This is a genomic window from Dyella sp. SG562 (assembly GCF_011759495.1).
In the GTDB taxonomy this organism is placed as follows: domain Bacteria; phylum Pseudomonadota; class Gammaproteobacteria; order Xanthomonadales; family Rhodanobacteraceae; genus Dyella_D; species Dyella_D marensis.
In genome coordinates this window covers 13,038-36,514 of the sequence record NZ_JAAOYS010000017.1, presented here as the reverse complement: position 1 = coordinate 36,514, position 23,477 = coordinate 13,038, and the positions used below count along the sequence as shown (strand labels likewise).

The window sequence follows — 23,477 nt, the reverse complement described above, 5'->3', positions numbered from 1 at the left end:
GCACGGCTTCGTCACATCTTCGGTCCATACGCCGAGAAGCTAGTTCGAACAGCGTATCGAATGGCCGTACGGGCTCGCCTAGAGTGGCCGCATGCCATGGACCGGCACCAAGGCGCCCGCCGCGCCCCGCCATCAACCGCTGCCGCGACCGTTCATGTCCACGACTCCAGCCGTGCCCCTGCCGCAGTGCCCTGCTCCAGTCCTGCTTGGCGGCCAGCCCGGCCGGCGCCCCGCCGGCGGAGGCTGAGCCGATGGCCAGCGAATCCCTTCTGCGCCGGCTGCTCCTGGATGCGGTACTGCCCGCCACCCTCGCCTCCCTGGTGCTGGTCGCCGTGCTCACCTCGCAGGTAGCCGGCATGCAAGGCGAACGGGCGGATGCGCGCGCCGCCCTGCGCGTGGAACAGCTGGCCGGCGCGCTGGCGGTGGATCAGGCGCTGGCCGCGCCGCAGGGCATCCTGGACGAGGCCCGCCGCGACGGCCTGCTGCGCCAGGTGGCCCTGAGCTATCCGGACGGCCCGGCATGGAACAGCGGCAGCGCCCTGCCCGAACAGGACGCCGGCAACTACCGTCGCGAGCTGGCCGGCACCGCCGGCAACCGCCCCTTGCTGACCGCGCAGGCCGAGCTCGGCCCCGTGCGCCGCGCCCAGGCCGTCACCTGGCTGCTCGGCGCGCTGTGCGCCTGCGGCATCCTGCTGCTGGCCTGGCTGGCGCGCTGGTCGCTGCGCCGCCACGTGCTGCGGCCGCTGGCCGAACTGCGCCGCGCGCTGGAGGAAGACCGCCTGCCGCCGCTGGCGGTGACGGCCTCCACCCGCGAATTCGGCGAACTGGAACGCGCGCTGGAACTGTCCCTGGCGGACGGCTGGCCGCGCGCCTGGCGCTCGGCGCGCCAGGACGTGATGCGCCAGCGCCATGCCGCCGCGCGCGGCAAGTCGCGCTTCATTGCCTTGGTCAACCATCACCTGCGCCAGCCGCTGCAGGCGCTGCAGCTGTTCGCCGCCAACTTCAACCCCGGCCCCGACCAGGACCAGCAGGCCCTGCTCACGCACATGCGCACCAGCGTGGCCTCGATGACGCGCCTGCTGGAAGGCCTGCTGGAAATCTCGCGCCTGGATGCCGGCGTGGTGGTGGTGCGCCCGGCCGAATTCAGCGCGGCGGAACTGTTCCTGCACGACCGCACCTGGCTGGCCGAGGAAGCCGCCCGCCGCGGCGTCACCCTGACCTGGCACGGCAGCCACCACCGTCTCCATGGCGACGCGGAACTGGCCGCCGGCCTGCTGCTGCAGCTGGCCAGCAACGCCATCGCCAATGCGCCGATGGGCCGCGTACTGATCGCCGCGCGCCGGCGCAACCACGCCGTGCGCATCGAGGTGCGCGACAACGGACCCGGCATTGCCGAGAACCACCAGCAGCAGATCTTCGAGGAATTCGTGCAGCTGCCCGATACGGAGAACCCGCGCCGCGACGGCTACGGGCTGGGCCTGACCATCGGCGACCGCCTGGCGCGCCTGCTCGGCACGCACATCGGCCTGCGCTCCGCGCCGGGGCGCGGCAGCACGTTCTGGTTCGACTTGCCGGAAGCGCCGCTGGCGGAACGGCGCGCCCCACGCGGGCGGCCGTGGAGCGCGTGGCAGCGCGCGGGCTGAACGCGCTTCAGTCGTCCGCGCCCGGGTCCATGCCCGGGAACAGCACTTCGGTAAAGCCGAACTTGCCGAAATCGGTGATGCGCGAGGGATACAGCCGGCCGATCAGGTGATCGCATTCGTGCTGCACCACGCGCGCATGGAAGCCCTGCGCGTCGCGGTCGATCTTCTCGCCCTTCGGGTCGATGCCCTGGTAGCGGATCATGGTGTAGCGGTTGACCGCGCCGCGCAGGCCGGGCACCGACAGGCAGCCTTCCCAGCCTTCTTCCATGTCCTGCGACAGCGGCAGGATCACCGGATTGAGCAGGATGGTGCGCGGCACCGCGGGTGCGTCCGGATAACGCTCGGAACGGTCGAAGCCGAAGATCACCAGCTGCAGGTCCACGCCGATCTGCGGCGCGGCCAGGCCGACGCCGCCGGCATCGTGCATGGTGTCGAACATGTCCTGGATGAGTACATCCAGCTCGGCGCTGCCGATCATCGCGTCCGGCACCGGTGGCGCCACGCGCAGCAGGCGCGGGTCGCCCATCTTCAGAATCTCGCGGATCATGCTGGCCTCGATGCGTCGACGATGCTTTTTGACTGAGGGCCGCGCGCTCGCTTTGCAAGGCGCGGCGGAGCCGCCAGCTTAGTGCGGCGTGCAAGCGGTGTGAACGCGAAAACGGCACGCCCGCAGCCGATGCGGCATCATCGGCCGGGCAAGCTGGCGCAGGATGCGCCGGGGCGCATCCGGGGCCATGCCATCGAATGCCCATTCACCACCCGCTCCGGCGCAGCGCCGCCAGGCCGGCGAGGAGACCGACCGTTGTTTTCCGCTTTGATCCTGCAGACGCTGCTGGCCGCCGCCGCAACCGGCGCGCCGCCACCGGCCTGGGTCGCACCGAGCTTCCGCAACTACGGCATGGCCGAAGGCCTGCCCAGCAGCAATATCGACGCGCTGGCCCAGGACGGCCGCGGCTATGTGTGGGTAGCCACCGAATCGGGGCTGGCGCGCTACGACGGCAACCGCTTCCGCGTCTGGCGGCACGACCCGCGCGATCCGCGCTCGCTGTCCGCCGCGCCGCTGGCCACCTTGATGGTGGACACGCAGGGACAGCTGTGGGGCGGCAGCCGCGATGGCCTGGTGCGCTACGACGCGGCGCACGAGAACTTCGAGCACTGGCGGCACGATCCGGCCGACCCCGCCTCGGCCGGCAGCAACGACGTCACCGCGCTGGCGCAGCCGCCGCAGGGGCCGCTGTGGGTCGGCCATTTCGACGTCGGCCTGGACCGCATGCGCGCCGACGGGCGCGGCTTCGATCATTTCCGCCACGACCCTGACGATCCCGCCACTCTTGCTTCGGACACCGTGTACTCGCTGCTGGCCGACGCGGACGGCACGCTGTGGATCGGCACCGGCAAGGGCCTGGACCGCCGCGCGCCGGACGGCCGCCTCAGCCACGTCGCGTTCGAACGCCCCGACGATGCGTCGCGCGACAAGCCGCTGAAGATCTACCAGCTCGCCCGCATCGACGGCACGCTGTACATCGCCGGCAACCGCGGCCTGTACGCGCTGGCGCCGGCTGCGTCCAGCGCGGTGCCGGTGGCGCCGGACGTGCTGCCGCAGACGCTGATCTACGCGCTGGCCGCCGACGCGCAGCACCGGCTGTGGATCGGCACCCACGACGGCATCTATCTGCGCGAAGCCGACGGCAGCTACCGCCATCTCGAACCGCGCCCGCTGCAGCGCCACGGCCTGCCGAATGGCTTCATCACCCAGCTGCTGCGCGACCACGAAGGCGGCCTGTGGATCGGCAGCTACGACGGGCTGGCCTATCTGTCGCCGCGCTGGGCCGACTTCCAGTACGTCACGCACGTGCCGGAAAACCCGGACAGCATCGTGCCCGGCGCCTACTACGCCATCGCCGGCAACGGCGGCGACCATCTGTGGCTGGCCGGCGCCAAGGGCGCGATCGACCGCCTGGACCTGGCCACCGGCAAGGTGCGCCATCTGGCCTTCCATATCCCGCAAGGACGCAGCGCCAACTGCATCGCCGAAGACGCGCGCGGCCGGCTGTGGATCGCCTCGGCCAGCGGCAGCTTCGTGGTCGACGGCGACAAAGCCACCGAGCTGGATGCACCGATGGCCGAGCGCATCGTGTTCGGCGCCGACGGCACGGCGTATCTGCAGATGGACGACGGCGTCCAGGCCTACGACCCGGACACGTTCAAGGCGCGGCCGCTCAGCTTCGGCCCGCACGCCAAGGACCTCACGCTGAGCGACATGCGCCTGTACGACGGCGCGCTGTGGTTCGCCACCAGCTCCGGCGTGCTGCGCTGGGCGCCGGGCGATACGCAGGCCAGTGCGATCGAAGGCGTGCCGGCGACGCCGTTCAATTTCCTCGCGCTGCGCGACGGCAAGCTGTGGCTGGTGGACGAGCAGAACCTCAGCGCCTACCGGCTGGATGGCCTGCGCGCCGCGCCGGCCGGCAGTTACCCGATCTATCGCCGGCATCCGCTCAACGACCTGCTCGGCATCCACGCCGATGGCCTGGGCCGGCTGTGGTTCTTCTCGCGCAGCGGCCTGTGGCGCTACGACCCGGCCAGCGGCAACGTGCGCGAGCCAGGGTTGGAACAAGGCCTGCCGGATGCCCAGTTCACCAACGTCAACCAGGTGCTGCTGGCCGACGGACGCGTGGCCGCGGCGACCAGCGACGGCATCGCGATCTTCGTGCCGGAGTCCATCGGCGAGCACTCGCGCGAGCCGCGCGTGCGGCTGGAGGACGGCACCGTGCGCCGCGGCGGCAAGACGATGCGCCTGGCCGCGGATGCGCAGCCGTGGCAGCTGGACTGGAGCGACCGCGATCTCACCGTCAACGCGCGCGCGCTCACCTACCTTGCACCGGAACGCACGCGCTACCGCTTCCGCCTGGATGGCCTGGACAGCGACTGGGTGGAGACCGGCGCGCGCGGCGACCGCAGCTTCACCCAGCTGCCCGGCGGCGACTACGTGCTGCACGTGCAGGCGGCCGGCCCCGACGGCGCCTGGGGCGAAACGCCGGCGCTGGCGATCCATGCCGACAGTCCACCGTGGCTGCGCTGGTGGGCCTGGCTGGCCTATGCGCTGCTGCTGGCCCTGCTGTTCGCCGCCCTGCTCGCCGCCATGCGCCGGCGCCAAACGCAGCGCCACCGGCTGGAGCTGATCACCCAGGAACACCAGCTGGCCCAGGCCGCCAGCCGCGCCAAGACGCAGTTCCTGGCCGAGCTGGGCCACGAGATCCGCACGCCGATGACCGGCGTGCTGGGCATGGCGGAACTGCTGCTGAGCCGCCCGCTCGGCACGACGGAGCGGCACTACGCGCAGACCATCCGCAACTCCGGCGAGGTGCTGCTTACCCTGGTCAACGACGCGCTGGATCTGGCGCGCATCGAAGCCGGGCGGCTGCAGCTCCATCCCGCACCGTTCGATCCCTACGCCTTGCTGCTCGACGTGGCGGACCTGCAGCGCGGCAAGGCAGTGAGCAAGGGGCTCGCCTTGCGCGTGCACGTGGGCGCGGACGTGCCGCCGCATGTATCCGGCGATGCGGTGCGCGTGCGGCAGATCCTGCTCAACCTCAGCGGCAATGCCTTGAAGTTCACCGAGCGCGGCGAAGTGCGGCTGAGCTTGAACACCGACGGCGACGGCCTCGTCTTAGTGGTGAGCGACACCGGCCCCGGCATCGCCGCCGCCGACCAGGCCAAGCTGTTCCAGCACTACCAGCAGCTGGACAGCCCGCAGCGCGGTTCCGGCAGCGGCCTGGGCCTGGCGATCTGCCGCGAGCTGGCCGGCCTGATGGGCGGGCGCATCGAACTGGATTCCGCGCCCGGCAAGGGCAGCAGCTTCCGCGTGCACCTGCCGCTGCCGGCCGCGGCCTCGCCGGTGGAAAGCGCGGTACGCGGCGGCGAAGGCCCGCGCTGGCAGCTGCTGTTGCTGGAGGACGACCCGACCGTGGCCGCGGTGATCGCCGGCCTGCTCGAAGCGCAGGGCCACGCGGTGGAGCACGTGCCAAACGCATTGCACGCGATGGAAGCGCTGGAGCGCCAGCGCTTCGACGCCGCCCTGGTCGACCTGGACCTGCCCGGCCTCGACGGCTTCCAGTGGGCCGGCCTGGTGCGCTCGCGCGAACAGGACGGCCGCCTGCCGATGATCGCCATCACCGCGCGCTCCGGCGGCGACGAGGAAAGCCGCGCCTACGCCGCCGGCATGGACGGCTTCCTGCGCAAGCCGCTGCATGGCGAGCAGCTGGCCCAGGCACTGGCGGCGGTGCTGGTCAGGACGCCGGCCGAATCGGCAGGCTGAACTTTGCGGCAGCGCCGCATGGCGCGGCGCGCGCGACCATTCGACCAATGGCTAATGCCGGCGGCCGCGCGCCGGCATTGACCCCTGTCGGCGCGGAGCGGACCCTTGCGGATGAGCATCCGTGGGAGTCCGTTCATGCATACCGCCGTCAGCAAACCCAGCCCAGCGGGCAAGATCCTCTGGGCCGCCATCGCCATCGTCGGCGCGTGGTGTCTAGGCGTCGTGGCCCTGCGCCGCGGCGAACCGATCAATGCGATCTGGCTGGTCGCCGCCTCGATCGCCGTGTTCGTGATCGGCTACCGCTTCTACAGCAAGTTCATCAACGCCTACGTGCTGCGCATGGACCCCAGCCGCGCCACCCCGGCCGTGCTGCGCAACGACGGGCTCGACTACGTGCCCACCGACAAGTGGGTGGTGTTCGGCCACCATTTCGCCGCGATCGCCGGCGCCGGCCCGCTGGTCGGCCCCGTGCTGGCGGCGCAGATGGGTTATCTGCCCGGCACCTTGTGGATCCTGTTCGGCGTGGTGTTCGCCGGCGCGGTACAGGACTTCATGATTCTCGGTTTATCGGTACGCCGCGACGGCCGCTCGCTAGGCAACATGCTGCGCGACGAACTGGGGCCGGTGGCCGGCATCGTCGCCATGTTCGGCGTGCTGGTGCTGATGATGATCGTGCTGGCGGTGCTGGCGCTGGTGGTGGTCAAGGCGCTGACGCACAGCCCCTGGGGCACCTGGACGGTGGCCTGCACCATTCCGATCGCGCTGCTGATGGGCGTGTATCTGCGCTATATCCGGCCGGGCCGGATTCTCGAAGTGTCGATCATCGGCCTGATCCTGCTGTTGCTGGCGATCTGGTCCGGCGCTTTCATCGCCGCTTCGCCGGCCTGGGCCGCCGCGTTCGACTTCGACGCCAAGGCGCTGGCCTGGCTGCTGATCGCCTACGGCTTCTGCGCCTCGGTGCTGCCGGTGTGGCTGCTGCTGGCGCCGCGCGATTACCTCAGCACCTTCCTCAAGATCGGCACCATCGCGCTGCTTGCGCTGGCGATCTTCCTGGCCGCGCCGACCTTGCAGATGCCTGCGCTGACCAAGTTCGTCGACGGCAGCGGCCCGGTGTTCCAGGGCAACCTGTTCCCGTTCCTGTTCATCACCATCGCCTGCGGCGCCGTCTCGGGCTGGCACTCGATCATTGCCTCCGGCACTACGCCCAAGCTGCTCAGCAATGAAGGCGAGGCGCGCATGGTCGGCTACGGCGGCATGCTGATGGAGGCCTTCGTCGCCATCATGGCCTTGATCGCCGCCGCCTCGCTGCATCCGGGCGTGTACTTCGCGATGAACTCGCCCGGCGCGCTGATCGGCACCACCGCGCAGCAGGCCGCCACCACCATCAGCCAGTGGGGCTTCGTGGTCTCGCCGGATGAACTCTTGAACACGGCCAAGAACATCGGCGAGAGCAGCATCCTGAGCCGCGCCGGCGGTGCGCCGACGCTGGCGGTAGGCATGGCCCAGCTGCTGCACGGGATCATCCCGGGCGAAGGCATGATGGCGTTCTGGTACCACTACGCGATTCTGTTCGAAGCGCTGTTCATCCTCACCACCGTGGACGCCGGCACGCGCGTGGGCCGCTTCATGATCCAGGAGATCGCCGGCCTCGTGCACGAGCCGCTGAAGCACACCGAATCGTGGCTGGGCAACCTCATCGCCACCGCGATCTGCGTCGGCCTGTGGGGTTATTTCCTGTATCAGGGCGCGGTCGATCCGCTGGGCGGCATCAACACCTTGTGGCCGCTGTTCGGCATCGCCAACCAGATGCTCGCGGCGGTGGCGCTGATGCTGGCCACGGTGGTGACGGTGAAGCTCAAGCGCGAACGCTACGTGTGGGTGCCGGGCATTCCGGCGATCTGGCTGGTGGTGTGCACGCTGACGGCCGGCTACTACAAGCTGTCCGGCTCGATCAGCTTCACCGCCGCCGCGCAGAAATACGCCCAGGCCGCCGCCGACGGCAAGCTTCTGGCACCGGCCAAGACCGCTGAAGAAATGCAGCGCATCGTCACCAACAACTACGTGGACGCCGCGCTTACCGGCATCTTCATGCTGCTGGTGGTAAGCATGGCCGGCTTCGCCATCAACGCCATCATGAAAGCCTGGCGCATCAACCATCCCACCGCGCACGAGGAACCGTACGTGGCGCTGGACGGCGTTCCCACCCGCTGAGGGCCATGCCATGAAAGCCAGCTTCCAGGCATTCCGGAAATGGGCGGTGCAGACCGCCCGGCTGTGCTGCGGTGTTCCGGATTACGACGTGTATGTGCGGCATCTGCGCGAACATCATCCCGAGCGTGCGGTGCCTACGTATGCGGAGTTTTTCCGCGAGCGGCAAGTCGCGCGATACAAAGGAACGGGCGGGCGCTGCTGCTGAATGGCCTTCCGTGAAAAACAGAACGGCCGGGGTTGCGCCCCGGCCGTTTTTTTTCAAACCGCTGACGGGATGTCAGCTCACCACATCCAGCTGCCCCACTTCGCCTTGAAGTCCGAGCCCGTGTGATCCTCGGTGCCCGACTTCAGCTGATGGCCGTATTCGTCCAGAAGGAAGTCGCCCTTGGCGGTATGGATGGTTCCGTTCACTGTTTTGTCGTCGAAGCCCGTGACGTAGGCCCGGCCGCCGGCGGAGATCGAGCCGGTGTTGGCGAACTTGCTCGAGTGGCTGGACCAGAAGCCCGGGCCGCGCGCGTAGATATTGCCCTTGACCGTAGTCATCGCGCCGGCGTTGTCCATATTCGATGCCGACAGATACAGATCCCGCTGCGCCTGCACGCTGCCGCCATCGGCGATCTTCATCGCACCGGACGCGCTGGCCGACACCGAGCCGGAGGTGGCCTGCACCTTGCCCGCCATGTCGATGCCGCTGTCGGCCGCATAGCCGTAGCGATCGCCGGCACGCAGATAGACGTCGTTCTTCGCGGTCAGCGTGGCGGACTTGGCCACCTTCAGCGCGCCGGAGCTGTTCACCGTGAGCGAACCGGCGTCGACCTTGCCCGCCACGTTCACGCCGGCATCGTCGGCGATCGGATAACCCCAGCCGTTCAAACCGGCGCTGAGGTCCGCATAGCGCTGCGTCTTCAGCGTCGCCGATTCGGCAATATCCACCGAACCGGCATTGGCCAGGCTCAGCGAACCAGTCGCCGCTTCGATCTTGCCGGCGATGTTCACGCCCACGCCCTGCTCGGTGCCGACCATCTGGATCGCATCGGCATACATGCTGCCCAGCTCGGCCACGTCCAGCGCCACCGTCGGCGCCGTACCGGCGGCGTCAGCCGCGGAAATGCGCCCGCTGGCATAGCCGATCTTGTTCGCGCCGGTGACCACGCTCAGCTGCCTGGCCTGCAGCTTGGCATTGAGTTCCACGCTGCGTGCAAGCAAGTCGGCGCGCTGGGCGCCGGTCGCATCGACCCCCTTGCCCGTCACGCTGATCACGCCCTGATTCACCTCCAGCGCATTCAGCCGGCCATAGCGATCCAGCTGCGGCGTGCCGGTGGTCAGCGTGACGCGCGAGGCGTTGATGAAGCTGGCGCCGTCGGCGCTGATGCCGTTCGGATTGGCCACCACCAGGGTGGCGCGCTGGCCGGCGATTTCCATGGCGCCGTTCAGCGCGGTGGCGGTCCTCCCGGTAACCTCGGTGATGATCACCTGGGCCGCGCGGCCGGTGAAGTTCGCATTGCCGTCGATCTGGCCGGCGAGCTGCGACTTCACCGCCTTGACGCTGTTATTGAGCACCACGCCCGACGCATTGACACCGAACGCTTCGAAGCGGTTGTGCGATACACCCGCCGCGTTGGGCGCAACGATATTCACCACCGGCGTATTGCCCGGCAGCACGTTCGCCCCGCCCGCCACCGGCGTGATCGCCGCAAACGCGCTGGCCGGAAGGATCAGCGCGGCCGCCACATACAGCTCGCGGCGGCGCAGGACATGGTTATTGGATTTCGACATGCGAATTGCCTCATTTTGAATACCCCCTGGGGCCGCGAGCCATCCATGGATCACGGAAACGCGACGGCGGCCTTGAAGGCCAGCCGTAGGAAGGACATTTGGGGCGCGGAATTACCCGGACTGCGCTGGTTGCGCGGGGGTGTTGCCTGCGTGGAATGGAGGCCGGAAAGGGACACGATGGCGGGCTGTATCCGCCTGCATGGATGCGGTGCCGCTATGACTGCTGAGCGTAGGCACGTGATGCGATCCCTGATGCGCTTTGGGGGAAGCGCGGGATATTGCAGGGGTGCCGATGCCTGGGCGCCTGGATTTTTCCAATAGCTCGCAGGCGCCATCGAAGCCGGCACAACCGCGGCTCTCCGCTGGCAACTTACGCCTGGGCTATTCCCGGCTCAGGTGGCTCCAGGGACAATAGGGACATCGCCAAGTCCCCGGCCACCATGACCCACTCAGACCGCCATCTCACCCGGCCCAGCTCGGAAATCGAGGCGCAGCACAGTCTCGGCCTGCGCATCATCGCCATCTACAAGGCATTCAAGACCGTCGGCTTGATCCTGGTCGCGATCGCCGCCTTCAGGCTCAACCGGCAGGAGAGCTTCGATCACCTGGTGCACTGGCTGGAGCACCTGTCGCTCACGGACAGCAACCATCTGCGCTGGCAGCTGGTGAATCTGCTGATGGAGCAGGGGCCGAGCAAGTTCGTGGCGGTGGGGATCGTGGCGCTCGCCTATGCGGCGATCTTCGCCACCGAGGGCACCGGGCTGTGGCTGCGCAAGCACTGGGCGGAGTGGTTCACGGTGATCGCCACCGGTTCGCTGGTGCCGGTGGAGTTCTACGAGACGATTGCGCACTTCAGCTGGCTGAAGCTGGTGGTGCTGCTGGGGAATATCGCGATCGTGGTTTATCTGGTGCGGATTGCGATGCAGCCGCGGCCGAAGAAGAGCGCTTCGTAACGTCGCATCGTTGGGGTTCGCCTGCGGCTCACCCCAACCTACACTTCGTGGTGCGCGGCCTCGGCAGGCAAAGCATTCGAGCGCCGCGGCGCGAGCTCCACCAGATACATCGCTCCGAGGATCAAGGCGCCGCCGGCCAGCATCCGCCACGTCAGCCCTTCCCCGCCGAACGCCACGGCAAACCCGGCAGCAAATACCGGCTCCGTCGTCATCACGATCGCTGCCCGCGTCGCGCTGATATGCGCCTGCGCCCAGGTCTGCACCAGCATCGCGCCGGCGCCGGCGGCCAAGGCCATGTACACCACCGCCACCCATGCCTTCGCATCCGGCGGCAAGGAAGGGCCATGCGGCAGCGTAGCCAGCAGGCACACGGCGGCGATCACCAGCATCTGCAACGTCGACAGCGCGAACGCATGCCCCGGCCGCGACCACACGCCCAGCCCCACGATATGCAGGCCGTACAGCAAAGCCGACACCAGCGTGATCCACACGCCATAGCCAAGGCTGAAACCGCGCAGCGCCAGCAAGGCCAGGCCGCCGACAGCGAGCAGCACGGCAATCCAGGTGATCGACGGCAGACGCTGCCGCAGCAGCACCGTGCCGAGCAGCGGCGTAAACACCACATACATGCCGGTGGCGAAGCCGCTGATGCTGGCGGAGGTGTGTTCCAGCCCGGTGGTCTGCAGCTGCTGCGCAATGCCGTACACCACGCCGAGCGCCGCGCCCTGCAGCCATTCGCGCCTGCCCAGCCGCAAAAGCGAGCGATGGAACAGGAGCAGCATCGACACCGCCGCGATCAGGAAGCGCACCGCCAGGAAATCCGCCGGCGCCATGCGCCCGACCAGATCCTTGATCAGGAAAAACGTGGAACCCCAGATGGTGGTGACCGCGACCAGCCCCAGCGTCGCCAGCGTGGCGACGCGCGCCTGCGCAGCGCTCATGCGTCGCTCGCCGCGGGCGCCGGGCGGCGGCGCAGCAGGCGCAGCCACTGGCCGGGTATCTTCAGCAGGAAATGCGCCCACAGGCCCAGCCACACCACGGCGGACACGGCCGGGTTGCGCGCCGCCGGATCGAACTTGCGGAACCAGCGCCACATGCCGCGATGCTTGTGCCAGCTGACGAATACCGGCCGGTGCCGGCTGGAGCCGCCCTTTCCGTGCAGCACGCGCACGTCGCCCGCCAGCCACACCTGATAGCCGGCATCGCGCGCGCGGCGGCACAGATCCAGGTCTTCGCAGTGCAGAAAGTATTCCTCGTCGAAACCGCGGAGGTTCTCGAATGCCACGCGCGGCATCAGCATCAGCGCACCCGACACCGCTTCCACCTGCACGGGTTCGGCGGGCATCTCGCCGCCGATGTTCACGCCCTCGCCCTGCCCCATGAAGGTACGCAGCGCGCGGCCGAGATAAGGATCGCGGCGATACGAAGCGCGATCCGGCCGGCCTTGCTCGTCGCACACCACCGCGCCGATCACGCCCGCCTTCGGATGCGCCTGCTGCAGTTCCAGCAGGCGCCGCAGGCTGGCGTCGTCGAGCATGCAGTCCGGGTTGAGGATCAGCAGCAACTTGGCCCGCGCCTGCGCGGCGCCGCGATTCACCGCGGGACCGAAACCGAGATTGGCGTGGTTGTAGAGCGGACGCAGCCGCCACTCGTGCTGCATCGCGCGCTCGATCGCCTGCGGAATGCCATCGGACGACCCGTTGTCCACCAGGATCAATTCCAGCGGCACCTCGCATGCCATCACGCGTCCTACACATTCGCGCAGCGTGGGGCCGCTATCGGCGGCAACCACGATCACGCTGACGAGGGGTGTGGTTTCGAAGGCTGAATTCATGATCGCCAAGTATGGGGGAGCGGCCGGCGAACGGCATAGCCGCGGCGCGACATCCCGGTGGAGGGAGCATCAATCGCGCGGCGCGTCCTGGCCCAGCGCTTCGTGCAGCGGCACCGGCACGCCGTCGGCATGGCGCGCCAGCCACGGAGCATCGTCCTGGTCCCAGCCGCACAGTTCCCAGCCGCGCAGGCGGTGCTGCCTGCCGCGTGCGAACTCGAACAGCAGCTCGCCGCTGCCGCCGGCCGGGTTCGCCGCGAACCAGCGGCCCTGCGGACTGAAGCTGCAGCGCGGACCCAGGCGCCGCAGTGTGTGCCCATCGGCGAGGCGATAGTTGCCTTCGTCCTGGCCGGTGGCTTCGTAGTGCAGCTCGGGCACGTCGGCCGCATCGCGCCATTGCACCGGCGCCAGCTCGATGATGCGCGCCGGCGGCCCCACCGGCGCCATCGCCAGCTCGCTCCACTCCGGCATCGGCGCCGACGTGCGCCGCACGCGATGCAGCAGCAGCGATTCCAGCAATGCCACCAGCGAGTAGCCGACCAGGGCGCCGAGCAAGGCCGCGCCCCAGGCAATGAGGTCGCCGCCGAGCGCACGCTGCACGGCGAACAGCATGCCCGGCAGGCCCCACTTCAGGCCGCTGCGGCAGAGTTCACCTCGAGGATGGGAGCGGCGCGCATAGATCACCGCACCCGCGGCAAGCACGACCAGCAACGCCCATCCCAGCCACCACGGCAGCAGCGCCAGCAGTACCGCCCATCCGGCCAGCAGCAGCCAGCGCGCGAAACGCTGGCCGGGCGCATTCATGCGGCGCGCCCGGTCGCAAGCTTATGGCGGGCTGTCAGCCGCACCACACCCTGGCGTTGCGGAACATGCGCATCCACGGCGAGTCCTCGCCCCAGTGATCCGGATGCCAGCTCATCTGCGCGCTGCGGAACACGCGCTCGGGGTGCGGCATCATGATCGTCACGCGGCCGTCGGCCGCGGTGAAGCCGGCCAGGCCACCCGGCGAGCCGTTCGGGTTAAGCGGGTAGTGCTCGGTCGGACGGCCGCGGTTGTCGACGAAGCGCACCGCGCCGCCGGACTTCGACGGGCTGCACACCTGCGGGAAGCTCACGCGGCCTTCGCCGTGCGCCACCGCCACCGGGATGCGCGAACCGGCCATGCCCTTGAAGAAGATGCTGGGCGAATCGAGCACTTCCAGCGTGGCGACGCGGCCTTCGTACTGCTCGGACGCATTGCGCAAAAACTTCGGCCAATGCTGCGCGCCCGGGATGATCTCCTTCAGCTGCGACAGCATCTGGCAGCCGTTGCACACGCCCAGCGCGAACTTGCTGGTGTCGGCGAAGAACGCGGTGAATTCCGCGCGCAGCATTTCGTTGTACATGATCGAGGTGGCCCAGCCGCGGCCGGCGCCCAGCACGTCGCCGTACGAGAAACCGCCGCAGGCCGCGAAACCGCGGAAATCCGCCAGCCTGATGCGGCCGCTGGCCAGGTCGGACATGTGCACGTCCACCGCCTCGAAGCCGGCGCGGTCGAATGCCGCGGCCATTTCCACCTGGCCGTTGACGCCCTGCTCGCGCAGGATCGCCACGCGCGGACGCGCGCCCTTGGCGATCAGCGGCGCGGCCACGTCCTCGGACGGGTCGAAGCTGAGCTTGGGGCTGATGCCCGGGTCGGCATCGTCCAGGCGCCATTCCAGTTCCGCGTCGGCGCTGAGCGGGTTGTCGCGCAGGCGCTGCATGTGGTGGCTGGTTTCGTTCCACGCGGCGAACAGCTCGGTCCACTTCCAGGCGAACTGCTTCTCGCCGCCGTGGAACAGCTTGATGCCGAGCTTTTCCTTCGGATGGCCGATGCGATAGCTCATGCCGGCCAGGCCGTGCTTGACCAGCAGCGCCTCGAACGCTTCGCGGTTGGCCTGCGCCACCTGCACCACGGCGCCCAGTTCCTCATTGAACAGCGCGCGCAGCGCGGCCTCGGCCCAGCCTTCGAGCTGGATTTCCAGGCCGCAATGGCCGGCGAAGGCCATTTCCAGCAGGGTGACGATGGCGCCGCCATCGGAACGGTCGTGATAAGCCAGCAGCAGGCCGGCCGCATTGGCTTCCTGCACCAGGTCGAACAGGCCCTTCAGATGCCCGGCGTCGTCCAGGTCCGGCGGCACGCCGCCGCCGCGGTTGAACACCTGGGTCAGCGCGGAACCGCCGAGGCGGTCGCGGCCGCCGCCGAGGTCCAGCAGCCACAGGTCGGAATCGCCGCGGTCCAGGCGCAACTGCGGGGTGAGCGTGCGGCGCACGTCGTGCACGCGCGCAAAACCCGTGACCACCAGCGACACCGGCGCGATCGTGCGCTGCGGCTGGTCGCCGTCGGTCCACACCGTCTGCATGGACAGCGAGTCCTTGCCCACCGGGATGGAGATGTCCAGCTCCGGGCACAGTTCCATGCCCACGGCTTTGACCGCATCGAACAGGGCCGCGTCTTCGCCGGGGTGGTTCACCGCGGCCATCCAGTTCGCCGACAGGCGCACTTCGCCCAGCGAACGGATCGGCGCGGCGGCCAGGTTGGTGATGGCCTCGCCCACCGCCAGGCGCGCGGCGTCCGCGCTGCTCAGCAGCGCTACCGGCGCGCGCTCGGCCATGGCCATGGCTTCGCCGGCGTAGCCGTCGAAATCGGCGATGGTCACGGCGCAATCGGCCACCGGCACCTGCCAGGGGCCGACCATCGGATCGCGATGATTCAAGCCGCCCACGGTGCGGTCGCCGATGGTGACCAGGAAGCTCTTGCTGCCCACGGTGGGCAGGCGCAGCACGCGGCGCAGGGCCTCGTCCATGCTGATGCCGGACAGATCCGGCACCACGTCGATGCGCGGCTTCACGCGCCTGGCGTCGCGGTGCATGCGCGGCGCCTTGCCGAACAGGACGTCCATCGGCAGGTCGATAACGGTGAGCTCGCGGCGCGGGTCGGTGACCAGCAGGCGGCGCTCTTCGGTGGCGTCGCCGACCACCGCGTAGGGGCAGCGCTCGCGCACGCAGAACGCTTCGAACTCGGCCAGGCGCTCGGCGGCGATGCCGAGCACGTAGCGCTCCTGCGATTCGTTGCTCCACACCTGCATCGGCGACAGCGACGGGTCGTCGCACGGCACCTTCGAGAGATCGATCACGCCGCCCACGCCCGCATCGTTGAGCAGTTCGGGAATGGCGTTGGAGAGACCGCCCGCGCCGACGTCGTGGATGCTCACGATGGGGTTGTTCTCGCCCAGCGACCAGCAGCTGTCGATCACCTGCTGGCAGCGGCGCTCCATCTCGGCGTTGTCGCGCTGCACGGAGGCGAAATCCAGCTCCGCGCTGGAGGTGCCGGAAGCCACCGACGAGGCGGCGCCGCCGCCCAGGCCGATCAGCATGGCCGGGCCGCCCAGCACGATCACCTTGTGGCCGGGCTGGATCTCCAGCTTCTGCACGTGGCCGGAGCGGATATTGGCCAGGCCGCCGGCGATCATGATCGGCTTGTCGTAGCCGCGGCGCACGCCGGCTTCGCCGGTCTCGTGCTCGTAGGTGCGGAAATAGCCGCCCAGGCAGGGGCGGCCGAATTCGTTGTTGAACGCGGCGGCGCCGAGCGGGCCGTCGCGCATGATCTCGAACGCGCTGGCCATGCGCGGCGGCAGCGGGCGCTCCACTTCCCACGGCTGCGGATGGCCGGGAATGCGCAGGTCGGACACCGAGAAGCCGCTGAGCCCCGCCTTCGGCTTGGCGCCGCGGCCGGTGGCGCCTTCGTCGCGGATCTCGCCGCCGGCGCCGGTGGCCGCGCCCGGCCAGGGTGCGATCGCGGTGGGATGGTTATGCGTTTCCACCTTGATCGCGTAGTCGATGCGCTCGCCGCTGCGGCGCCACACGCCGTCGGCGCCGCTGAAGAAGCGCTTGCCGTCGCTGCCCTCGATCACCGCGGCGTTGTCCTTGTAGGCGGACAGCGTGTAGGCGGGCGAGTGCTGGTGGGTGTTCTTGATCATGCCGAACAGGCTCTTGTCCTGCGGCTGGCCGTCCAGCGTCCAGCTGGCGTTGAACACCTTGTGGCGGCAGTGCTCGGAATTGGCCTGGGCGAACATGAAGAGTTCGGCGTCGGTGGGATCGCGGCCCAGCTCGGCGTAGCGCTCGGCCAGGTAGTCGATCTCGTCCTCGGCCAGCGCCAGGCCCAGTTCGGCATTGGCCTTGGCCAGGGCCGCGCGCGGGTCGCCGCCCAGCGGGATGTGCACCAGGTCGCCGGGCTTGCCGGCCAGGAACAGGCCCTTGGCCTCGCCGATGCGGTGGAGCACCGACTGCGTCATGGCGTCGCACAGCACCGCCATCATCGCGTCGTATTCGGGCGCGCCCGGCTCGGGCAGGCCGGCGATCTGATAGGCCACGCCGCGCTCCACCCGGCGCACCGCGAAACCGGCGCCGTGGAGGATGTCGGTGGCCTTGCTCGACCAGGGCGAGATCGTGCCCAGGCGGGGCACCACCCACAGCGAGGCGTTCTCGGTGGCGCTTTCCTTCGCCTCCAGCACTTCCAGCAGGCGCTGGCGCGCCTCGCCTTCCGGGGCGGCGTCGGCGTCGATGAAGTAGACGAACCAGGAAGCCTGCACGCGGGCGCCGCGATGCAGGGCATCCAGGCGGGCATTGAGGCGTTCGAGGCGGAACGGGGAAAGGGCGGCCTGCCCGTCGAGAGCGATCATGGCGGGGAACGGGAGCTATGCGGAGAAGCCGTCCATTCTACTCCATGCTGCAGGACAACATCGGGGAGGGTGGACAGGCATCCCCTCAGCCTCCTGGAGTGCCTCCCTTCTCCCTCCGGGAGAAGGTGGCGGCAGCCGGATGAGGGTACGGGCGGAGCGCAGCGTTACGCTCCGCCCGTACCCTCACCCCAACCCCTCTCCCGGCGGGAGAGGGGCTCTACGCCGCGGAGACTCAGCCCCCGATCGGCTTGATACCGCGCTTCTGCAGGGCTTCGATCAGCTGATCGGGGGTCATGTAGCCGCCGAGCACGGTGCCGTCCTCGGCCACGATGGTCGGGGTGCCGGTGACGCCTAAGCGCACGCCCAGGTCGAACTCGTCCTTCACCGGGTTGGCGCAGGTGGCCGACTTGGGCTGCTTGCCCTCCTTGGCGGCGCTGAAGGCGGCCTTGCGGTCCGCCGCGCACCATACCGAGACCATTTCGGTATAGGTCGGGGTGGGGTTGCCCGCGGTGCTGGTCACGCCTTCGCGCGGCCAGGCCACGTATTCCAGGGCAATGCCGGCCTTGGTGAAGTCGTCCACGTGCTGATGCAGCGCGCGGCAGTAGCCGCAGTTGACGTCGGTGAACACGGTGACCTTGTAGCGCGGCTTGGCCGGGCCGAACACGATGCGGTCGGACACCGGCAGCTTGTCCAGCTGCGCCTTGCGGAAGTCGGCCCAGACCAGGTCGCTCATATCCTTCTTGCTGGACAGGTCGATCAGGTTGCCGGTGAGCATGTACTTGCCATCGGCGCTCACATAGACCAGCTGGCCGGAGGCGATCACCTGGTAGAAGCCCGGCAGCGGCGCCGGCCTGATCGATTCGATCTTCACCTTGCTGGCGAGGCCCAGCACCGCCTGGCGCACGGTGTCCTCGGGACCGGCCTTGGCCGCATCGTCGGCGGCGCGCGCCGGTTGGGCGAACGCCACCGCGCAAACCACGCTGGCGCACAGGGCCAGCCATCCATTCTTGAGCATCGCAAACCTCACTGGCTTCCGTTCGGCACGGAATGATCGGGGGATGGCCGGATTCTCGCACAGGCCGCCTAAACGCTCCGTCGGGCCTGTCTCAACCGCGCGGATGGTGCTGCGCATGCAGCCGCTTGAGTCCTTCCTTGGCCACCAGCGTGTAGATCTGCGTGGTGCTGAGCGCGCTGTGGCCCAGCAGCATCTGCAGCGCGCGCAGGTCGGCGCCGTGGTTGAGCAGATGGGTGGCGAAGGAATGCCGCAGCACATGCGGCGAGATGCGCTTGGCCACGATGCCCACGCGCAGCGCATAGCGCTTGACCAGGGTCCAGAACATCTGCCGCGTCATGCCTTCGCCGCGCTTGCTCAGGAACAGCGCCGCCGGCTGGCGCCCCTTGGCCAGCACCGGGCGCGCCGCCGCGAGGTAAGCCTCGATCCGCTCCAGCGCCAGCTCGCCCACCGGCACCAGGCGGTCCTTGCCGCCCTTGCCGGTGACGCGCAGCACGCCCTGGCGCAGATTGAGCGAGGCCAGCGGCAGCTCGACCAGTTCGGACACGCGCAGGCCCGAGGCGTACATCAGCTCCAGCATCGCGCGGTCGCGCAGGCCCAGGGTGGTGTCCAGGTCCGGCGCCTGCAGCAGGCCTTCGATCTCGCGCTCCGCCAGGGCCTTGGGCAGGCTGCGCGGCGTGCGCGGGCGTTCGATCAGCAGGGTGGGATCTTCGAAGCCCGGCTCGTTGCGCGCCACGAAGCCGTAGTAGCGGCGGAACGAGGACTGCCGCCGTGCCATCGAGCGCACCGCCACCGGCTGCGCGCCGTGGTATTCGGACAGATGCTGGCGCCGCGCCTGGTTCAGGCTCAAGTTCCGCCCGGCCAGCCAGCGGGCCAGGCCTTCGAGATCGCGGCGGTAGGCATCGAGGGTGCGGTCGGACAGGCCGTCCTCCGACCACACGCGCTCCAGGAAGGCGGCGATGCTGCGCTGGTCGGCTTCGGCGATACTTGCGGCTTTCTCTGACATGCGCGAGATGCTGGGCATAGCGCGCGCCGGACGCAAGCCGACGAATGAACCCGAGCATCCCGAATCCTTCGCTTATGCCCGCCACCTTGCCGCGCCGGCTGCTGGCGCTGTTCTACGACCTGTGGGCGGTAATCGCCATCCTTGCCATGGTGGGCTACGCCTGCCAGCGCGCCACCGGCGGCCAGCTGATCGCCACCGCCGGCCACGTGGAAACGGCATGGTGGTACCAGCCGCTGCAGGGGCTGGTGCTGTCGGCGTATTTCATCGCCTCGTGGCTGCGCGGCGGACAGACGCTGGGCATGCGGCCGTGGCGCCTGCGGCTGGTGCGCGTGGATGGCGGACGGGTGCGTTTCGCGCAGGCGCTGATCCGTCTGCTGGCGGGTGCCGCGCCGCTGCTGCTGCTGGAACTGGCCCGCGTATCCAGCACGTCGGTGGCGCTGTGGGCGGTGCTTATTGCCTGGGTCATTTACTTCGCCTGGGCGCTGACCAATGCGCGCCGGCGCGCGCTGCACGACGTGATCGCCGGCACCGAAGTGGTGCGCATCGGCTGACGCAAGAACTCACGCCCGCATTCACTCGCTTGTCAGCCGGGCCCGCGCCACACTAGCCCGATGCCCACCCACTTCGCGCCTGCGCCGCGCAGCGACGCCGACCTGGCCGCCGCCAACCGCGGCTTCTACGAACCCCTGTGGGCGCAAGCCCGGCTGGTGCCCCCGGAGCGCTTCAATACCTGGCCGCTGGTGCGCGAACTGGCCGCCGCATCCACGCGCCGGCTGGAGATTGCACCGGGGCTGCGCCCGCGCCTGCCGCTGCAGGACACCTGCTTCGTCGACCTCAGCGCCGAGGCGCTGCGCAAGCTGCGCCGCCACGGCGCCAGCGCGGTGCACGGCACCATCGGCGCCCTGCCCTATGCCGATGCACAGTTCGACCTGGTCTGCGCGTTCGACATCCTGGAGCACGTGGCGGACGACATCGGCGCACTGAAGGAACTCGCCCGCGTCGCCGCGCCCGGCGCCACCTTGCTGCTGTCGGTGCCGCTGCATACCGCGGCGTGGACGCCGTTCGACGAATTCGTCGGCCATTGCCGCCGCTACGAGCCGGACGACATCCATGCGCGCCTGGCGCAACACGGCTTCCGCATCGAGCAGAGCGCGGTCTACGGCATGCAGCCGAAATCCTCGCGCCTGCTCGAGATCGGCCAGTGGTATCTCACGCATAAAAGGGAGCGCGCGATGTGGTGGTACAACCGCGTGTTCATGCCGATCGCGGTGCGCATGCAGAAGCCGCTGCAGTGGCGCGCGGGGCTGGGCGACACCACGGGCGTGGACGAAATCCTGCTCGTCTGCCGCAAACCGTAGGTTGGGGTGAGCCGGCAGGCGAACCCCAACGATGCGGAGCTCCCGGAGGTCGCGATGTTGGGGTTCGCCTGCCGGCTCACCCCAACCTACGCAAGGCGCTGATTACGTTGGCATAACAATCTTGCGGCATCGCAGCACGGAAGCGCGGGAGCAGGTAGAATCGGATTTTTCCGCCCGCCCGGCTTTCCCGCATGCTCTATCAGATTCACGAATGGCAGCGCGCCTTCCTCGGCCCGCTCAGCCACTACGCCGATGCCAGCGCGAAGATGCTGACCGATCCTTCGGGCCCGTTCGCCCAGGTGCCCGGCGCGCAGCGCATGGCCGCCGGCTACGAACTGCTGCACCGGCTGGGCAAGGAATACGAGAAGCCCGCGTTCGATATCCACCAGGTGCAATCGCACGGGCAGGACATCGCCATCGTCGAGCGCACCGTGCTGGCCAAGCCGTTCTGCGAGCTCAAGCGCTTCAAGCGCTACAGCGACGACCAGGACACCATCGAGCGCCTGAAGAACGAGCCGTCGGTGCTGGTCGTCGCACCGCTGTCCGGCCACCACGCCACCCTGCTGCGCGACACCGTGCGCACCCTGCTGCGCGACCACAAGGTGTACATCACCGACTGGGTCGACGCGCGCATGGTGCCGGCCGAGCAAGGCGCGTTCCATCTGGATGACTACGTCGAATACGTGCAGGAGTTCATCCGCCATATCGGCGCGCATCGCCTGCACGTGATCTCGGTGTGCCAGCCGACGGTGCCGGTGCTGGCCGCGGTGTCGCTGATGGCCGCGCGCGGCGAAACCACGCCGCTTAGCCTGACCATGATGGGCGGCCCGATCGAGCCGCGCAGCAATCCCACCGGCGTCAACAGCCTGGCCACCACGCAGCCGCTGAGCTGGTTCAAGGGCAACCTGATCCACACCGTGCCGCCGAACTACCCCGGCCATGGCCGCGAGGTGTATCCGGGCTTCCTGCAGCATGCGGGCTTCGTGGCGATGAACCCCAGCCGCCATCTGAATTCGCACTGGGATTTCTATCTCGACCTGCTGCGCGGCGACCTGGACGACGCCCAGGCGCACCGCAAGTTCTACGACGAGTACAACGCCGTGCTGGACATGCCGGCCGAGTATTACCTCGACACCATCCACACCGTGTTCCAGCAGTTCCTGCTGCCGCGCGGGCTATGGGACGTGCGCGGCGAGCGCGTGACGCCGGCCGCGATCACCAAGAGCGCCCTGCTCACCGTGGAAGGCGAGCTGGACGATATCTCCGGCCTTGGCCAGACCCAGGCGGCGCATACGCTGTGCAGCGGGATCCCCACCGACCGGCGCGCGCACAAGGTGATCGAAGGCGCCGGCCATTACGGCATCTTCAGCGGCCGCCGCTGGCGCGAAGTGGTCTATCCGCAGGTGCGCGATTTCATCAAGCGCTTCGACCAGCCGCCGGCCTGAGGCCTCAATGCCGGAAAAACGCGCGGAACGCATCGACGGTGCGTTCCACGCCGTCGTCGTCGATATCCAGATGCGTGACCAGCCGCAAGGTCGGCAGATAGCCGATGCTGATGCGCACCCTGGCTTCGCGCAGATGCACGTCGAGTTCGCGCAGATGCGCCGCCGGCACGTCCACGAACACCATATTGGTGTGATGGCCCAATAGCTTCACCCCGGGAATCTCGCCCATGCGTGCCGCCAGCGTGGCGGCGCGCGCGTGATCCTCGGCCAGGCGCGCCACGTGATGATCCAGCGCATGGATGGCCGCCGCCGCGAGCATGCCGGCCTGGCGCCAGCCGCCGCCGGCCACCTTGCGCCAGCGCCGCGCCTTCTCCACGAGTGCGCCGGGACCGAGCAGCACCGAACCCACCGGCGCGCCCAGCCCCTTCGACAGGCAGACCGAGACGGTATCGAACAGGCTCGCGATCTCGCGCGCGTGCACGCCGCTGGCCACGGCGGCGTTGAACAGCCGCGCGCCGTCGAGATGGAAACCCAGTCCGCGTTCGCGCGCGAATTTCTGCGCGGCGTGCAGGTAATCCAGCGGGAGCGCGCGGCCGTGCCAGGTGTTTTCCAGGGCCAGCAGCTTCGTGCGCGCGAAGTGCGGATCGACCGGTTTGATCGCCGCGGCCAGCTTGTCCAGCGCCAGGCTGCCGTCTGCCTCATGCGGAATCGGCTGCGGCTGGATCGAACCCAGCACCGCGGCGCCGCCGCCTTCGAACTTGTAAGTGTGCGCGTCGGCGCCGACCAGGTATTCGTCGCCGCGCTCGCAGTGCGACATCAGCGCCAGCAGGTTCGACTGCGTACCGGTCGGCACGAACAGCGCCGCCTCGAAGCCGAGTTCATCGGCCAGTTTCGCCTGCAAGGCGTTGACCGTGGGATCTTCGCCGTAGACGTCGTCGCCCACCTCGGCCAGCAACATGGCCTCGCGCATGGCGCGGGTGGGCTTGGTCACGGTATCGCTGCGCAGGTCGACCCAGTCCACGGCCAGTCCTCGATGGGGAAAGGCCAAGCTTGGCGCGTCCGTCGACCGCGAACAAGCACGCCGCCTTTCCCCCTCTCCCCTCCGGGGAGAGGGCCGGGGTGAGGGTCCGGGCGGAGCGGTGAGCGGAGGGTCGAGAAAGGCTAAAAGCTTTTCTTCGCTTCGTAGCAATGGCCCCGCAAGGGCCGCCCCTCATCCGGCCGCCGCCAC

At 69.0% G+C, this 23,477-nt stretch carries 17 protein-coding genes; 8 read left to right on the top strand and 9 right to left on the bottom strand.

Annotated elements, in window-relative coordinates; all coding sequences use genetic code 11:
• Window positions 1-251 precede the first annotated feature (251 nt).
• The gene (locus FHW84_RS21715; RefSeq protein WP_167258338.1) at window positions 252-1,643 is read left to right on the top strand and encodes a HAMP domain-containing sensor histidine kinase; all 1,392 of its coding nucleotides are present in this window, start codon (window positions 252-254) and stop codon (window positions 1,641-1,643) included.
• A 7-nt stretch (window positions 1,644-1,650) separates the two neighbouring features.
• Here the strand turns inward: FHW84_RS21715 and def are convergent, their stop codons facing one another.
• Window positions 1,651-2,190 (bottom strand): peptide deformylase, encoded by a 540-nt coding sequence (gene def, locus FHW84_RS21710; RefSeq protein ID WP_167258336.1) that lies wholly within the window; start codon window positions 2,188-2,190, stop codon window positions 1,651-1,653.
• 255 nt (window positions 2,191-2,445) lie between these two features.
• On the opposite strand from def, the gene FHW84_RS21705 reads away from it, so the two are divergent.
• The 3 genes from FHW84_RS21705 (at window position 2,446) to FHW84_RS21695 (ending at window position 8,374) form a co-directional block, all read left to right on the top strand.
• The gene (locus FHW84_RS21705) at window positions 2,446-5,958 is read left to right on the top strand and encodes a hybrid sensor histidine kinase/response regulator (RefSeq protein ID WP_167258334.1); all 3,513 of its coding nucleotides are present in this window, start codon (window positions 2,446-2,448) and stop codon (window positions 5,956-5,958) included.
• A 135-nt stretch (window positions 5,959-6,093) separates the two neighbouring features.
• On the top strand, window positions 6,094-8,169 hold the full coding sequence (locus FHW84_RS21700) for a carbon starvation CstA family protein (RefSeq protein ID WP_167258332.1): 2,076 nt from the start codon (window positions 6,094-6,096) through the stop codon (window positions 8,167-8,169).
• Between the two features lie 10 nt (window positions 8,170-8,179).
• The gene (locus FHW84_RS21695; protein ID WP_167258330.1) at window positions 8,180-8,374 is read left to right on the top strand and encodes a YbdD/YjiX family protein; all 195 of its coding nucleotides are present in this window, start codon (window positions 8,180-8,182) and stop codon (window positions 8,372-8,374) included.
• Window positions 8,375-8,451: 77 nt separating this feature from the next.
• Here the strand turns inward: FHW84_RS21695 and FHW84_RS21690 are convergent, their stop codons facing one another.
• Window positions 8,452-9,945: a filamentous hemagglutinin N-terminal domain-containing protein gene (locus FHW84_RS21690; protein WP_167258328.1), complete on the bottom strand. Its 1,494-nt coding sequence runs from the start codon at window positions 9,943-9,945 to the stop codon at window positions 8,452-8,454.
• 440 nt (window positions 9,946-10,385) lie between these two features.
• On the opposite strand from FHW84_RS21690, the gene FHW84_RS21685 reads away from it, so the two are divergent.
• Window positions 10,386-10,898 carry a DUF2127 domain-containing protein gene (locus tag FHW84_RS21685; protein WP_167258326.1) on the top strand — a complete coding sequence of 171 codons (513 nt, stop codon included), beginning with the start codon at window positions 10,386-10,388 and terminating at the stop codon, window positions 10,896-10,898.
• Window positions 10,899-10,936: 38 nt separating this feature from the next.
• On the opposite strand, the gene FHW84_RS21680 is transcribed toward FHW84_RS21685, so the two are convergent.
• The 6 genes from FHW84_RS21680 to xerD all read right to left on the bottom strand — a co-directional run bounded on the left by FHW84_RS21680 (window position 10,937) and on the right by xerD (window position 19,446).
• A complete protein-coding gene (locus tag FHW84_RS21680; RefSeq protein ID WP_167258324.1) occupies window positions 10,937-11,839 on the bottom strand; it encodes a DMT family transporter in 903 nt (300 codons plus the stop codon).
• On the bottom strand, window positions 11,836-12,732 hold the full coding sequence (locus FHW84_RS21675) for a glycosyltransferase family 2 protein (RefSeq protein ID WP_167258322.1): 897 nt from the start codon (window positions 12,730-12,732) through the stop codon (window positions 11,836-11,838). Before FHW84_RS21675 ends, FHW84_RS21680 begins: the two co-directional genes overlap by 4 nt.
• Window positions 12,733-12,801: 69 nt before the next feature.
• Complete coding sequence (locus tag FHW84_RS21670) at window positions 12,802-13,533, bottom strand: hypothetical protein (RefSeq protein ID WP_167258320.1); 732 nt, start codon at window positions 13,531-13,533, stop codon at window positions 12,802-12,804.
• Window positions 13,534-13,567: 34 nt separating this feature from the next.
• The gene (gene purL / locus FHW84_RS21665; protein ID WP_167258318.1) at window positions 13,568-17,428 is read right to left on the bottom strand and encodes a phosphoribosylformylglycinamidine synthase; all 3,861 of its coding nucleotides are present in this window, start codon (window positions 17,426-17,428) and stop codon (window positions 13,568-13,570) included.
• A 232-nt stretch (window positions 17,429-17,660) separates the two neighbouring features.
• Window positions 17,661-18,443 (bottom strand): DsbC family protein, encoded by a 783-nt coding sequence (locus tag FHW84_RS21660; protein ID WP_167258316.1) that lies wholly within the window; start codon window positions 18,441-18,443, stop codon window positions 17,661-17,663.
• A 91-nt stretch (window positions 18,444-18,534) separates the two neighbouring features.
• On the bottom strand, window positions 18,535-19,446 hold the full coding sequence (xerD, locus tag FHW84_RS21655) for a site-specific tyrosine recombinase XerD (protein WP_243868244.1): 912 nt from the start codon (window positions 19,444-19,446) through the stop codon (window positions 18,535-18,537).
• Window positions 19,447-19,490: 44 nt separating this feature from the next.
• Between xerD and FHW84_RS21650 the strand changes: the two genes are divergently transcribed.
• From FHW84_RS21650 to phaZ, 3 genes are all read left to right on the top strand, one after another.
• On the top strand, window positions 19,491-19,997 hold the full coding sequence (locus tag FHW84_RS21650) for an RDD family protein (RefSeq protein WP_243868243.1): 507 nt from the start codon (window positions 19,491-19,493) through the stop codon (window positions 19,995-19,997).
• 60 nt (window positions 19,998-20,057) lie between these two features.
• The gene (locus FHW84_RS21645) at window positions 20,058-20,804 is read left to right on the top strand and encodes a class I SAM-dependent methyltransferase (protein WP_167258312.1); all 747 of its coding nucleotides are present in this window, start codon (window positions 20,058-20,060) and stop codon (window positions 20,802-20,804) included.
• A gap of 191 nt (window positions 20,805-20,995) precedes the next feature.
• The gene (phaZ, locus tag FHW84_RS21640; RefSeq protein ID WP_167258310.1) at window positions 20,996-22,249 is read left to right on the top strand and encodes a polyhydroxyalkanoate depolymerase; all 1,254 of its coding nucleotides are present in this window, start codon (window positions 20,996-20,998) and stop codon (window positions 22,247-22,249) included.
• A 4-nt stretch (window positions 22,250-22,253) separates the two neighbouring features.
• Here the strand turns inward: phaZ and ltaE are convergent, their stop codons facing one another.
• The gene (gene ltaE / locus FHW84_RS21635; protein ID WP_167258308.1) at window positions 22,254-23,270 is read right to left on the bottom strand and encodes a low-specificity L-threonine aldolase; all 1,017 of its coding nucleotides are present in this window, start codon (window positions 23,268-23,270) and stop codon (window positions 22,254-22,256) included.
• Window positions 23,271-23,477: the final 207 nt, after the last annotated feature.

What these genes read in the sequence shown, in the direction of transcription:
- FHW84_RS21715 (WP_167258338.1), top strand. Translation starts at nt 252, where the DNA reads ATGGCCAGCGAATCCCTTCTGCGCCGGCTGCTCCTGGATGCGGTACTG.
- def (WP_167258336.1), bottom strand. Translation starts at nt 2,190, where the DNA reads ATGATCCGCGAGATTCTGAAGATGGGCGACCCGCGCCTGCTGCGCGTG.
- FHW84_RS21700 (WP_167258332.1), top strand. Translation starts at nt 6,094, where the DNA reads ATGCATACCGCCGTCAGCAAACCCAGCCCAGCGGGCAAGATCCTCTGG.
- FHW84_RS21695 (WP_167258330.1), top strand. Translation starts at nt 8,180, where the DNA reads ATGAAAGCCAGCTTCCAGGCATTCCGGAAATGGGCGGTGCAGACCGCC.
- FHW84_RS21690 (WP_167258328.1), bottom strand. Translation starts at nt 9,945, where the DNA reads ATGTCGAAATCCAATAACCATGTCCTGCGCCGCCGCGAGCTGTATGTG.
- FHW84_RS21685 (WP_167258326.1), top strand. Translation starts at nt 10,386, where the DNA reads ATGACCCACTCAGACCGCCATCTCACCCGGCCCAGCTCGGAAATCGAG.
- FHW84_RS21680 (WP_167258324.1), bottom strand. Translation starts at nt 11,839, where the DNA reads ATGAGCGCTGCGCAGGCGCGCGTCGCCACGCTGGCGACGCTGGGGCTG.
- FHW84_RS21675 (WP_167258322.1), bottom strand. Translation starts at nt 12,732, where the DNA reads ATGAATTCAGCCTTCGAAACCACACCCCTCGTCAGCGTGATCGTGGTT.
- FHW84_RS21670 (WP_167258320.1), bottom strand. Translation starts at nt 13,533, where the DNA reads ATGAATGCGCCCGGCCAGCGTTTCGCGCGCTGGCTGCTGCTGGCCGGA.
- purL (WP_167258318.1), bottom strand. Translation starts at nt 17,428, where the DNA reads ATGATCGCTCTCGACGGGCAGGCCGCCCTTTCCCCGTTCCGCCTCGAA.
- FHW84_RS21660 (WP_167258316.1), bottom strand. Translation starts at nt 18,443, where the DNA reads ATGCTCAAGAATGGATGGCTGGCCCTGTGCGCCAGCGTGGTTTGCGCG.
- xerD (WP_243868244.1), bottom strand. Translation starts at nt 19,446, where the DNA reads ATGTCAGAGAAAGCCGCAAGTATCGCCGAAGCCGACCAGCGCAGCATC.
- FHW84_RS21650 (WP_243868243.1), top strand. Translation starts at nt 19,491, where the DNA reads ATGAACCCGAGCATCCCGAATCCTTCGCTTATGCCCGCCACCTTGCCG.
- FHW84_RS21645 (WP_167258312.1), top strand. Translation starts at nt 20,058, where the DNA reads ATGCCCACCCACTTCGCGCCTGCGCCGCGCAGCGACGCCGACCTGGCC.
- phaZ (WP_167258310.1), top strand. Translation starts at nt 20,996, where the DNA reads ATGCTCTATCAGATTCACGAATGGCAGCGCGCCTTCCTCGGCCCGCTC.